Annotated in this window: 11 protein-coding genes; all 11 read right to left on the reverse strand. The window is 56.4% G+C overall.

Annotated features, from left to right (window positions below; translation table 11 throughout):
- Window positions 1-395 precede the first annotated feature (395 nt).
- The 11 genes from glmS to atpB all read right to left on the reverse strand — a co-directional run bounded on the left by glmS (window position 396) and on the right by atpB (window position 11114).
- A complete protein-coding gene (gene glmS / locus R6U90_RS10525) occupies window positions 396-2228 on the reverse strand; it encodes a glutamine--fructose-6-phosphate transaminase (isomerizing) (protein WP_410352648.1) in 1833 nt (610 codons plus the stop codon).
- A 149-nt stretch (window positions 2229-2377) separates the two neighbouring features.
- Window positions 2378-3766, reverse strand: coding sequence for a bifunctional UDP-N-acetylglucosamine diphosphorylase/glucosamine-1-phosphate N-acetyltransferase GlmU (gene glmU / locus R6U90_RS10530; RefSeq protein WP_410352649.1), 1389 nt, complete (start codon window positions 3764-3766; stop codon window positions 2378-2380).
- A gap of 27 nt (window positions 3767-3793) precedes the next feature.
- The gene (locus tag R6U90_RS10535) at window positions 3794-4294 is read right to left on the reverse strand and encodes a peptidylprolyl isomerase (RefSeq protein WP_410352650.1); all 501 of its coding nucleotides are present in this window, start codon (window positions 4292-4294) and stop codon (window positions 3794-3796) included.
- Window positions 4295-4561: 267 nt separating this feature from the next.
- Window positions 4562-4981 (reverse strand): F0F1 ATP synthase subunit epsilon, encoded by a 420-nt coding sequence (locus R6U90_RS10540; protein WP_410352651.1) that lies wholly within the window; start codon window positions 4979-4981, stop codon window positions 4562-4564.
- A gap of 19 nt (window positions 4982-5000) precedes the next feature.
- Complete coding sequence (gene atpD, locus R6U90_RS10545; RefSeq protein WP_410352652.1) at window positions 5001-6377, reverse strand: F0F1 ATP synthase subunit beta; 1377 nt, start codon at window positions 6375-6377, stop codon at window positions 5001-5003.
- A 33-nt stretch (window positions 6378-6410) separates the two neighbouring features.
- Window positions 6411-7274 carry a F0F1 ATP synthase subunit gamma gene (gene atpG / locus R6U90_RS10550; protein WP_410352653.1) on the reverse strand — a complete coding sequence of 288 codons (864 nt, stop codon included), beginning with the start codon at window positions 7272-7274 and terminating at the stop codon, window positions 6411-6413.
- Between the two features lie 14 nt (window positions 7275-7288).
- Window positions 7289-8830 (reverse strand): F0F1 ATP synthase subunit alpha, encoded by a 1542-nt coding sequence (gene atpA, locus R6U90_RS10555; protein ID WP_410352654.1) that lies wholly within the window; start codon window positions 8828-8830, stop codon window positions 7289-7291.
- A 22-nt stretch (window positions 8831-8852) separates the two neighbouring features.
- On the reverse strand, window positions 8853-9389 hold the full coding sequence (locus tag R6U90_RS10560; protein WP_410352655.1) for a F0F1 ATP synthase subunit delta: 537 nt from the start codon (window positions 9387-9389) through the stop codon (window positions 8853-8855).
- Window positions 9390-9405: 16 nt separating this feature from the next.
- The gene (locus R6U90_RS10565) at window positions 9406-9876 is read right to left on the reverse strand and encodes a F0F1 ATP synthase subunit B (RefSeq protein ID WP_410352656.1); all 471 of its coding nucleotides are present in this window, start codon (window positions 9874-9876) and stop codon (window positions 9406-9408) included.
- Window positions 9877-9935: 59 nt separating this feature from the next.
- Complete coding sequence (gene atpE / locus R6U90_RS10570; protein WP_310693906.1) at window positions 9936-10169, reverse strand: F0F1 ATP synthase subunit C; 234 nt, start codon at window positions 10167-10169, stop codon at window positions 9936-9938.
- 57 nt (window positions 10170-10226) lie between these two features.
- A complete protein-coding gene (gene atpB / locus R6U90_RS10575; protein ID WP_410352657.1) occupies window positions 10227-11114 on the reverse strand; it encodes a F0F1 ATP synthase subunit A in 888 nt (295 codons plus the stop codon).
- Window positions 11115-11332: the final 218 nt, after the last annotated feature.

Below are 11332 nucleotides of genomic sequence, written 5' to 3' on the forward strand. Positions count from 1 at the left end.
CGCTTCAGAAGGAGATATCGCTTCATCTGTTACATGTATCGCTGTATTTCGGATTTTCTTCGATTAAAAAGGTGTCGGAGGGATTTAATTTTAACCAATCTTGATAATTGCTCATTTTTTAATCCCTCCGACACCTTTTTATTAATCAGGTGAGCCCAGCATGGCTAGTGTATGGATGGAGGTTACAAGGAGCTGGATTGGGGGATGCGGAAGCACCTGATCACGCTGTTTAGTGACCATTTCCCCCGAAAATGACCGCTTTTGGATAATACCACTTAAAACAATAACTTAGGGGCACCCGGTGAGGTAAGGACTTTTTTATACAGGTAAAGACTTTATTTTACAGGTAAGAACATTTTTTTCCCCGGACAAAACATCTGCTCTTGAAGCCAGATTTATTCGACGGTAACGCTCTTGGCCAGGTTACGCGGCTGGTCCACGTCGGTGCCTTTGAGCAGGGCTACGTGGTAAGCGAGCAGTTGCAGCGGGACGCTGTAGATGATGGGGGAGATGGCGATGTCGACCGGGGCAATTTCCAGTACGGTGACGCCCTGGCCGGCGCTCATGCCGGCATGTTGATCGGCAAACACATACAGTTTGCCGCCGCGTGCCCGCACTTCCTGCAGGTTGGACTTGAGCTTGTCCAGCAGCTTGTCATTCGGTGCCACGGCGACGATCGGCACATCGGCATCGACCAGGGCCAGCGGGCCGTGCTTGAGTTCGCCGGCCGGATAGCCTTCGGCATGGATGTAGGAGATCTCTTTTAACTTGAGCGCACCTTCCAGGGCCACCGGGTACATCATGCCGCGGCCGAGAAACAGGGCGTGGTGTTTGTCGGCAAAGTTTTCGGCCAGTTTTTGAATCTCACCGTCGAGCTTGAGGACTTCCTCGATAATACCCGGTAGATGCCGCAACTGATCCACGACCTTGGCCTCGAGCTCTTCCGACAGCCCATGGCGTCGCGCCAGCACAACCAGTAACAATAATATGGCGACCAGCTGGGTGGTGAAGGCCTTGGTGGAGGCCACGCCGATCTCCGGGCCGGCGCGGGTCATCAGGGACAATTCCGATTCGCGCACCAGCGAACTCTCCGGCACGTTGCAGATCGCCAGCGAGTGTTCGTAACCCAGTTCTTTGGCCATGCGCAGCGCGGCCAGGGTGTCGGCGGTCTCCCCCGACTGGGAGATGGTGATGAACAGGGTATCCGGTTGCACTACGTGCTTGCGATAACGAAATTCGCTGGCCACTTCCACATTGCAGGGCAGGCTGGTGACTGATTCGAAACCGTACTTGGCGATCATGCCGGCGTGATAGCTGGTACCGCAGGCGACGATCTGGATGTTGCGGGTCTTCTCGAAAATATCGGCGGCCCTGGGACCGAAGCTGGCTTCCAGGACCTTGTCTTCAGCCAGGCGCCCTTCCAGGGTCTCGGCAATGGCCTGGGGTTGCTCGTAGATCTCCTTGAGCATGTAATGGGCGAACTCGCCCCGCTCGACCGCGTCACTACTGAGCTTGCTTTCATGCACGGGTCGGGTGACCGGCTGGCGCTGATGATCGTAGATCTCGACACCGTCGCGGCTTAATACCGCCACGTCGCCTTCTTCGAGAATATAAAAGTGGTGGGTCACCGGCAGCAGTGCCGCCATGTCGGAGGCAATGAAATTTTCCCCCTCGCCGATGCCGATGACCAGCGGCGATCCGCGGCGGGCCGCCACCAGTTTATCCGGCTCCCCGTTGCACACCACACCCAGGGCATAGGCGCCCTCCAGGTCATCCACGGTATCCTGCACGGCAAGCAGCAGCTCCTTGCCTTTATTCAGGTGTTTGTGCAGCTGATGAACGATCACTTCGGAATCGGTATCGGATGTAAACAGGTATTCCTCGGCCAGCTGGGTATGCTTGAGCCCTTCGAAGTTTTCGATGATGCCGTTATGCACCAGTGCGACAGTCTGTTTACAGATATGGGGATGGGCATTGTGCGTGGCCGGCTCACCGTGCGTGGCCCAGCGGGTATGGCCGATGCCGATATGGCCGGCGGCCGGGGTCCTCTCCAGCTCTTGCTTGAGATTGGCGATCTTGCCGACGGTGCGCACCCGGGTCAGGCACGCCTGGTCATCCAGTACCGCCACCCCGGCCGAATCATAGCCGCGATATTCCAGCCGCTTTAATCCGTCGACCAGGATCGGGGTGATGTCCCGGTTTGCGATGCCACCAACGATTCCACACATAATTACAGGGCCTATAAATACAGGAACGAGGGACGAGGGACGAGGGACGAGGCTTTAATTATAAACTGCATACTTTTAGACCTGTTACTAATAACGTAGACTGGATCGTGATTATACGATTTTATATAAACCATAACCGCCTTTCCTCGTCACTCGTCCCTCGCCCCTCGTCCCTGTTTCTTCGGTCGCTTCCAGCCTGTGACGGTTTTCTGTTTGGTCCGGCTCAGGGTCAACGCGTTTTCCGGGGCATCATTGGTCAGCGTGGTGCCGGCGCCGATGGTGGCACCGTCGCCGACTTTCACCGGCGCGACCAGCTGGGCGTCGGAGCCGACAAAGGCGTTATCGCCGATTTCGGTGCGGTGCTTGTTGGCGCCATCATAGTTGCAGGTGATCACCCCGGCACCGATATTACTCTGTTTGCCCACGCGGGTATCGCCCACGTAACTCAGATGATTGATCTTGCTGCCCTCACCCACCTGGCTGTTTTTCAGCTCCACAAAGTTGCCGATATGGGTCTGCCCGGCCAGTTTGGTCCCCGGGCGAATGCGGGCAAACGGGCCGATACGGCTATCGGCGCCGATATGCGCGCCTTCGATCACGCTCATCGGCAAGACCTGGACCCCCTCTGCCAGGGTGCAGTCTTTCAGCACACAGTTGGGTCCCACCGTAACGTTGTCGGCCAGGCGGACCTCGCCCTCGATCACCACGTTGATATCCAGCGTCACGTCCTCGCCGCAATACAGCTGACCCCGGATATCCAGACGCGCCGGGTCGGCCAGCGAGACGCCCTCGCTCATCAGCCGCCCGGCCTGACGCAGCTGGTATTCGCGCTCCAGTGCGGCCAGTTGCTGGCGACTGTTGACGCCCAGCACCTCGCTGATCCCGGCCGGATGACTCACCTCGATTGCCACGCCGTCGGTCACGGCCATGGCGATGATGTCGGTCAGATAATATTCGCCCTGGGCATTATTGTTATCGAGCTGATTTAACCAGCCCTTGAGCCGGCCGCCGTTAACCGCCAGGATGCCGGTATTGACCTCGGTAATACGCCGCTGTTCGTCACTGGCGTCTTTGTGCTCGACGATGGCGGTCACCTGGCCGTGTTCGTCACGCACGATGCGCCCGTAACCGGTCGGATCGGGCAGGTGCACGGTCAGCAGACACAGGGCCTCATCGGCCTGTTCCACCAGCATCGCCAGCGTATCGGCTTCGAGCAACGGCACATCGCCGTAGAGCACCAGCACGATTTCCTCGTCAGCTACCTGCGGCAGGGCCTGCATTACGGCATGGCCGGTGCCCAGTTGCTCCGTCTGTTCGATCCATTCAATTGCCTGGTCCGCGATCTGCTGCGGGACCTGTTCGCCGCCGTGGCCGTAGATGACACCCAGCCGGTGCGGGCGCAGTTCCCGGGCCGTGTCGATCACATGCTGCAACATCGGCCGGCCGGCCAAAGGATGCAGCACCTTGGGCCGCTTTGATCGCATGCGGGTCCCCTGCCCGGCGGCAAGGATGAGGATATTCAATTCAGATTTAGCCATGCTGGAGATTGTAGCGAGTTGCCCGGCTCAATGCAGTGTCGGCTTCGATGTTTGCGGTTCTTCCATCGGCTGACCGCTGCCGGATTCCTGCGCGGTCGAATCCCGAATCCCGAGGATATTGATAATAAACACGACGGTCTGGTCGACAAAGGGCGGATTGCCGTCCAGTTCGATGCGCCCGTCCTCGATCCGCATAACGCGCATGGTGACAGCCTGACCCGTGTCATCCCTGAACTCGGCCTCGGCGCCGAGCCGCTGATATTCTTTGGGCACGTTTTTCAGATCATCGGAAAAAGTCAGAGATGGATCATAATGACCGAAGCCCTCTTCGGGGGTCAGTGTCACTTTGACCACATCGCCGACCTGGTGACCTTCCAGCGCCTGGATCACTTTCGGAAACATCCGCTCGTCCTGATCGTGCAGATAGTCATTGGGCACATCAGACTGTTCGAGAACCTCGCCATTCTCGTCGGTAATCGTGTAAACAAAGGTCACGATTTTGTTTTTTTCCACCCGTTCTTCAGCCATGACACCTTCTCTTGATCATAATTGCATGGGCGACTTCGACGTCAGCAGCTTGCTTTCCGGAATTCTCCCGGGGAACCAACAAAAACACTGAACCGGACACGGTCATATCGTTTTCTTCAGTGCTTTCGGTGAGCGTCGGTGTGTTCGGTGGTCACCCGCTCAACTGGTAACAACGGTGCCTGTAAAACTGCGTGCTGCACCCTAAATAACAAAGGGGCAGTATAACAACTGCCCCTTTGCTCTGACACATCCATTGTCGGATGACAATCAGCGTTTCTTGCGCAGCTTCTGGATTGTCTGCAGCTGGGCCACCGCCTCGGCCAGCTGGGCCTGGGCTTCGGCCAGCTCCATCTCGCCACTGCGGTCCTTCAGTTCCTGCTCGGCCGCCTTCTTGGCTTCCAGGGCTGCCGCCTCGTCCAGATCGTGAGCCCGCACTGCGGTATCCGACAATACGGTCACATGATGCGGTTGAACCTCAAGGATCCCACCGGAGACGTAGAAGCTTTCCTCCTCGCCACCCGGCATGGTCACGCGGACTTCACCGGGCTTGAGGGGGGACAGCAGCTGGGTATGGCGGGGATAGATCCCCACCTCACCGGTGCTGGCTGGCGCCACCACGATTTCGGCCGTCCCGGAGAATATCTCCGCTTCGGCGCTTACGATGTCAAGATGCATGGTCATGGCCATGTTTTAACTCCTCGCCCGATTACAGGGACTTGGCTTTCTCCAGGGCTTCCTCGATAGTACCCACCATGTAGAAGGCCTGTTCCGGGATGTTGTCATACTCACCTTCAACAATACCCTTGAAGCCACGGATGGTGTCTTTCAGAGAAACGTATTTACCGGGTGCGCCGGTGAACACTTCCGCCACAAAGAACGGCTGTGACAGGTAGCGCTGGATTTTACGCGCGCGGGATACGGCCAGTTTATCTTCTTCGGACAGTTCGTCCATCCCCAGGATCGCGATGATGTCCTTCAGCTCCTTGTAGCGCTGCAGGGTTCCCTGTACGGCACGAGCCACGTCGTAGTGCTCTTCGCCCACAACCAGCGGATCCAGCAGACGGGAGGTGGAGTCGAGCGGATCCACCGCCGGGTAGATCCCCAGCTCGGCGATCTGACGGGAGAGTACCAGGGTCGCATCCAGATGCGCGAAGGTGGTCGCCGGCGAGGGATCGGTCAAATCGTCCGCGGGCACGTATACGGCCTGGAACGAGGTGATCGAACCGGTCTTGGTGGAGGTAATACGTTCCTGCAAGACACCCATTTCCTCGGCCAGAGTCGGCTGATAGCCCACCGCGGAAGGCATGCGGCCCAGCAGGGCGGAGACTTCGGTCCCGGCCAGGGTATAACGATAGATGTTATCGATAAACATCAGTACGTCACGACCTTCGTCACGGAAGAACTCGGCCATGGTCAGACCGGTCAGGGCGACACGCAGGCGGTTACCCGGCGGCTCGTTCATCTGACCGTAAACCAGGGCAACCTTGTCGAGTACGCCCGATTCGGTCATCTCATGATAAAAGTCGTTACCTTCACGAGTACGTTCGCCGACACCCGCGAATACGGAATAACCGCTGTGCTCCATCGCGATGTTTCGAATCAGCTCCATCAGGGTCACGGTTTTGCCTACACCGGCACCCCCGAACAGCCCGATCTTGCCGCCCTTGGCGATGGGCATGACCAGGTCGATAACCTTGATCCCGGTTTCGAAAATCTCGATCCCGGTGGCCTGCTCCGCATAGGTCGGCGGCTTACGGTGAATCGGCATGGAATCCTCGGCACCGATCGGACCCTGTTCGTCCACCGGATTACCCAGCACGTCCATGATACGACCCAGCGTCTTGGTGCCGACCGGCACGGTAATCGCGGCACCGGTATTGTTCACCCGGGTTTCACGTTTGAGACCTTCCGAACTCCCCATGGCGATGGTACGTACCACGCCGTCACCCAGCTGCTGCTGGACTTCGAGAGTCAGATCGGTCTCTTCGACGATCAGTGCGTCATACACTTTCGGCATCTGGTCACGCGGAAATTCCACGTCGATGACCGCGCCGATGATTTGTACGATTTTTCCAGAACTCATTGTCAGTTCCCCTGTAACTTTGCTTGAAATCGGTTATACCGCCGAGGCGCCCGAGACGATTTCGGACAGCTCCTGGGTAATGGCGGCCTGGCGGGCCTTGTTGTAGACCAGCTGCAGGTCATCAATCAGGTTGCCGGCGTTATCGGAAGCAGCCTTCATGGCCACCATGCGGGCCGCCATTTCACAGGCGACGTTCTCTACAACGCCTTGATAAACCTGGGACTCGATGTAACGCACCAGCAGGCCATCCAGGACATCCTTGGCATCCGGTTCGTAAATGTAATCCCAGTGGTATTCGAGCTCTTCATTCTTCTCGGCGGAAGCCACCGGCAGTAACTGTTCAACCGTCGGCTGCTGGGTCATGGTGTTGACGAAGCGGTTATAGACAACAAACAGGCGATCGATTTCGCCATTATCGTAAGCATCCAGCATCACCTTGACCGTACCGATGACATCGATCAATGACGGCGCGTCACCCAGATGGGTAGTCTGCGCCTTGATGTTGCCGGTCAGTCGCTTGAAGAAACCCAGCGCTTTCTGGCCTACGGTACAGAAGTCCATCTCGACATTCTGTTGCTGCCACTGCTTCATATCATTGAGCACGACCTTGAACATATTGTTGTTCAGGCCGCCGCACAAACCGCGGTCGGATGAAATGATGATATAGCCGACACGCTTGATATCGCGCTCCTGCAGATACGGATGGTGATACTCGGGATGGGCAAAAGCCAGATGATCGATAACCCCCCGCATCTTGTCCGCGTAGGGACGTGAGCTGGACATCCGATCCTGGGCCTTGCGCATCTTGCTCGCCGCCACCATCTCCATGGCGCTGGTGATCTTCTGCGTATTTTTAACGCTGTTGATCTGAGTGCGTATTTCTTTGCCGCTCGCCATTGCGATAACCCCGCTTACCAGGTACTGGTGGCTTTGAATTTCTCGATTGCCGTCTTCATGGACGCTGCAATCTCGTCGTTGTAGTCACCACTGTCATTAATCTGCTTGAGCAGTTCGGCATTGTTGGACTTGAGGTGCGCCTGCAAGGCGTTTTCGAAGTCAACGATCTTCTTCACATCGACGTCGTCCAGGAGGCCTTCGTTAGCAGCGAACAGGGAAAACGCCTGCTCGGCTACGCTCATCGGCGCATACTGCTTCTGCTTCATCAGCTCCGTAACGCGTTGGCCACGTTCAATCTGCTTGCGGGTGGACTCGTCCAGGTCCGAAGCAAACTGGGCAAAGGCTGCCAGCTCGCGATACTGGGCCAGCATCAAACGCACACCACCACCGAGTTTCTTGATGATCTTGGTCTGGGCCGCACCACCGACACGAGACACCGAAAGACCGGCATTGATCGCAGGGCGGATACCGGCGTTGAACAGATCCGATTCGAGAAAGATCTGACCGTCGGTAATGGAGATCACGTTGGTCGGTACGAACGCGGAAACGTCACCGGCCTGGGTTTCAATGATCGGCAGGGCGGTCAATGAACCGGTCTTACCCTTGACTTCACCGTTGGTGGCCTTTTCAACGAATTCCTCGTTCACCCGTGCAGAACGTTCCAGCAGACGGGAATGCAGATAGAAAACATCACCCGGATAGGCTTCACGGCCTGGCGGACGACGCAGCAACAGGGAAACCTGGCGATAACCCCAGGCCTGCTTGGTCAAGTCGTCGTAAATAATCAGGGCGTCTTCACCACGGTCGCGGAAGTATTCACCCATGGAACAACCGGCATACGGGGCCAGAAACTGCATGGCTGCGGATTCGGAGGCACCGGCAGCTACCACGATGGTATGATCCATGGCGCCGTGTTCTTCCAGCTTTCGCACCACACTGGCTACAGAAGACTGCTTCTGTCCGACAGCGACATAGATGCATTTAACGCCGGTGTCTTTCTGGTTAATGATAGCGTCGATGGCCACGGCGGTCTTACCGGTCTGACGGTCACCGATGATCAACTCACGCTGACCACGGCCAACCGGCACCATCGCATCGATGGATTTCAGACCGGTCTGCACCGGCTGGTCAACTGACTTACGCCAGTAAACACCCGGGGCCACCTTTTCGACCGGGGCGGAAACCGCGTTTTCGATCGGACCCTTGCCATCGATGGGATTCCCCAGCGCGTCAACAACACGTCCCAGCAAGGACTCGCCGGTCGGCACTTCGAGGATACGACCGGTACATTTAACCTTGTCGCCTTCCGTAAGATGTTCGTAGTCACCGAGGATTACCGCACCGACGGAATCACGCTCGAGGTTGAGCGCCATACCAAAGGTATTGCCGGGAAACTCGATCATTTCGCCCGCCATTACGTCATCGAGACCGTGAATTCGGACTACGCCGTCGGCCAGTGCCACGACGGTACCTTCGTTGCGAGCTTCAGAAGCGGCTTCGAAACCTTCGATGCGCTTCTTGATCAGTTCGCTGATTTCAGATGGATTCAGTTGCATGATTGATATCCTTTAAAAAGCCTTAATGCATCAGTGTGTTAGTCAGCCGCTCCAGCTGACCCGTGACAGAAGCATCAATGACCAGGTCCCCGGCGCGGATGATTGCACCACCTATGAGTGACTCGTCGGTCTTGTTAATCAATGTCACTTCACGACCCAGACGGTTTTTCAGGGCAGCGACCATGGCCTGCTGCTGATCATCAGAGAGCGGATAGGGAGTGGTCACTTCCGCTTCAACCGTCTTTTCTGCTTCTGCGCGCTGTTCTTCGAACTGTTCGGCAATTTCGGGAAGCACGCCCAGGCGTTTGTTCTCCGCCAGAACCTTGAGCAGGTTGCTGCCGTCAGCGGTGAGCTTGTCACCGCAGATATCGACAAACAGCTTGACCTTCGCGTCCTTGCTCACTTCCGGGTTGCCGACCAGTTCCATCGCGGCATCATCCGCCGCCACGGCGGCCAGCCACTGCAGCATGTCGGACCAGTCTTTTAATTTGCCCTGCTGCTGTGCCAGATCGAACGCGGCTTGCGCATAGGGACGTGCAATGGTGCTTTTCTCTGCCATATGTCAGACCCCTGGATTAAATTTGCGCTACCAGATCCTTGAGCAGATCTTCGTTGGCCTTGGCATCGATCTCACGCTTGAGAATCTTGCCGGCACCGGCAACCGCCAGTGAAGCAACCTGACCACGCAGTTCTTCGCGGGCGCGGTTCACTTCCTGTTCGATTTCGGCCTGGGCCGTTGCAATGATGCGTTCGCCTTCACTGCGCGCTGTTTCTTTGGACTCTTCAACAATCTCGGAAGCACGCTTCTGAGCCTGATTAATAATGTCCTGAGCCTGCTGTTTGGCTTCGTGCAGAACTTCCGCCGCCTTCTTCTCAGCCAGCTCTTTCTCATGCGCGCCGCGCTCGGCTGCGGCAAGGCCATCGGCTATCTTTTTCTTGCGCTCGTTCAGCGCGTTCATGATCGGTGGCCACACGAATTTCATGCAGAACCACACGAACACGATGAACGTAATCGTTTGGCCTATGAGAGTTAAATTGATATTCATCGCCAGAACCTTGGTTGATTAGTTCGAATCTCTGTTTCAGTTACTCGACTATTCTTAACTTAGGCAGCAACGGCGAACAGAATATACAGGGCAATACCCACGGCGATCATCGGAACCGCGTCGGTCAGACCCATAACGATGAAGAACTGGGTACGCAGCATCGGAATCAGTTCCGGCTGGCGGGCAGCACCTTCAAGGAAACGACCGCCCAGAATGCCGATGCCAACCGCGGCACCCAGTGCCCCCAGACCCAACATCAGAGAACCTGCGATGTATAACAGAGCTTGTTCCATTGTTTTCTCCTGTAGCTTTAAACGTTAAATATAAAAATTAAATTAAAACTGTTTGCGTCAGTGTTCAGACTGCGCCATATCCAGATATACGATGGTCAGGGTCATGAAGATGAACGCCTGCAGCGTGATGATCAGGATATGGAAAATGGCCCATCCCAGTTGCAGGAATCCGCCAAAAATGCCCAGTGCCAGACCGCCGCTGTACATCAGCGCGATCAGAATAAAGATCATCTCACCCGCGTACATATTGCCGAATAGTCGCAGAGCCAGTGAAATCGGCTTGGAAATCAGCGAGACGAATTCCAGTACGAAGTTGATCGGGATAAACAGCGCCTGCACTACCGGATTTTTGGACTGGAATGGCATCATGGTCAGTTCGCCCACGAAACCGCCTACGCCCTTGTTGGCGATACTGTAGTGCAGAATCAGATAGAACACGGCGAAAGCCATACCGAAGGTGGCGTTCGGATCGGTGGTGGAAACCACCTTGAAATAGACGTGATGCGGATCGACACCGAAGACGGTGGAACCAACCCAGCCGGCCAGCGAGGGCAGCCAGTCGACCGGCACCAGATCCATCAGATTCATCAAAAAGATCCAGATGAAAATGGTCAGTGCCAGTGGCGCGACGAGTTTATCCTTGCCGTGGAAGGAGCCCCGCACACTGGTATCGATAAATTCGGCAATCCACTCGACAAAGTTCTGCCAGGGACGCGGCGTTTCAGCACTGGCGGTTTTAGCCGCCTTGCGGAACAGCCACAAAAACAACACCCCCAGCAGGATGGACCAGAGCATGGTGTCTACATGGATTGCCCAGAATCCCATTTCTCTGGCTTCGGCAGCACTATGAGCGAAGCCCCAGCTTCCGTCAGGATGCTGGCCATAGGTCCAGTTCTGCAAGTGATGCTGGATATACTCTTTCGAAGTCGTCGTTTCGCTTGCCATGGTTGTGTCAGACCCAAATTTTTATTACGAAAACTGTTCTCCGCCGCCGCGCCGGGTTATCGGGCGCGTAACGGGCGGGCAAAAAAATAGCCGAGCTGGGCGGCGATGAAACCAATCAATATCCCCGCGGCTTCGATCTCCAGGACCACCATGCCCAGTAGCAGCAGGGCCACAATAGTGATCAGGCGAAACAGTGTGGCCTTGTAGAATTCGGCCAT

This window comes from Thiohalophilus sp. (assembly GCF_046483665.1).
Classification (GTDB): domain Bacteria; phylum Pseudomonadota; class Gammaproteobacteria; order UBA6429; family Thiohalophilaceae; genus Thiohalophilus.

Coding starts and splice junctions, on each gene's coding strand:
- glmS (WP_410352648.1), bottom strand. CDS start 2,228: ATGTGTGGAATCGTTGGTGGCATCGCAAACCGGGACATCACCCCGATC.
- glmU (WP_410352649.1), bottom strand. CDS start 3,766: ATGGCTAAATCTGAATTGAATATCCTCATCCTTGCCGCCGGGCAGGGG.
- R6U90_RS10535 (WP_410352650.1), bottom strand. CDS start 4,294: ATGGCTGAAGAACGGGTGGAAAAAAACAAAATCGTGACCTTTGTTTAC.
- R6U90_RS10540 (WP_410352651.1), bottom strand. CDS start 4,981: ATGGCCATGACCATGCATCTTGACATCGTAAGCGCCGAAGCGGAGATA.
- atpD (WP_410352652.1), bottom strand. CDS start 6,377: ATGAGTTCTGGAAAAATCGTACAAATCATCGGCGCGGTCATCGACGTG.
- atpG (WP_410352653.1), bottom strand. CDS start 7,274: ATGGCGAGCGGCAAAGAAATACGCACTCAGATCAACAGCGTTAAAAAT.
- atpA (WP_410352654.1), bottom strand. CDS start 8,830: ATGCAACTGAATCCATCTGAAATCAGCGAACTGATCAAGAAGCGCATC.
- R6U90_RS10560 (WP_410352655.1), bottom strand. CDS start 9,389: ATGGCAGAGAAAAGCACCATTGCACGTCCCTATGCGCAAGCCGCGTTC.
- R6U90_RS10565 (WP_410352656.1), bottom strand. CDS start 9,876: ATGAATATCAATTTAACTCTCATAGGCCAAACGATTACGTTCATCGTG.
- atpE (WP_310693906.1), bottom strand. CDS start 10,169: ATGGAACAAGCTCTGTTATACATCGCAGGTTCTCTGATGTTGGGTCTG.
- atpB (WP_410352657.1), bottom strand. CDS start 11,114: ATGGCAAGCGAAACGACGACTTCGAAAGAGTATATCCAGCATCACTTG.